This is a genomic window from Priestia sp. P5_B4 (assembly GCF_056400385.1).
This window is the reverse complement of record NZ_JBFULJ010001235.1, coordinates 1-857: the sequence shown is the minus strand read 5'-3', so window position 1 is coordinate 857 and position 857 is coordinate 1. Positions and strand designations below refer to the sequence as shown.

Sequence of the window (857 nt, the reverse complement as noted above, 5' to 3'; positions counted from 1 at the left end):
GAATATGGCATGGAGAAGAATATCTAAGCATAAAAGATATAGAAAAAGAGAAGGTTAAAAATCTTCTCTTTTTTAGTTTAACTGTGTTTTACCCCTCTTTATAAACTGTTAATTGAGGTTAAACACTCCACAACGTCATTTTTCGGTGAATTAACAATTGTAGATACAGGATATGATTTCATCTTTTTCGACGGAAAAGGAATGAGCAGTGATTTAAGATACTCTGTATCATTCATTTTAGAGTCCATCCATACATCATATGCATCTTCTTCAAGAATTACAGGCATTCTATTATGAACTTCTTGTGTAATTTCATTAGGAGTTGTGGTTATAATTGTACAGGAATAAAGGGGCTCACCATTTTTATCCCATTCATCCCAAAGTCCAGCAAATGCGAATGGCCGGCCATCTTCCATAACAAATCGAAAAGGCTGCTTATTTTTTCCTTCTTTTTTCCATTCATAAAATCCGTCGCATACAATTAAACATCTCTTGCGTTTAAAAGGTGTCTTAAAACTTGGCTTTTGATCAATACCTTCAGCTCGTGCATTTATCATCTTATATCCAATTCTACTATCCTTAGACCACGAAGGTACTAGTCCCCATTTCATCGTTATTCCAATTCTTTTTCCCCCATTAGATCCTATTGTTAGAATTTGTTGGGAGGKAGCTACATTAAACCTTGGATTAATTGTGACTTCATCGTTAAATTCAAAGTTAAACTGCTCTTGAATCCTATATATATCTGTCGCTAAAGAAAATCTTCCACACATATTCTCACCTTCTCTTTTTTTATTTAATGTTTTTTTAACTCTCTTTAGAACTTAAGGTATACAATTTACAATGCTGCTACCACT

Annotated in this window: 1 protein-coding gene; it reads right to left on the bottom strand. The window is 33.5% G+C overall.

Annotation, left to right across the window (positions count from 1 at the left end):
- Positions 1 to 98: 98 nt before the first annotated feature.
- Positions 99 to 773, bottom strand: coding sequence for an SOS response-associated peptidase (locus AC1DRF_RS30170; RefSeq protein WP_477742592.1), 675 nt, complete (start codon positions 771 to 773; stop codon positions 99 to 101).
- Positions 774 to 857 lie beyond the last annotated feature (84 nt).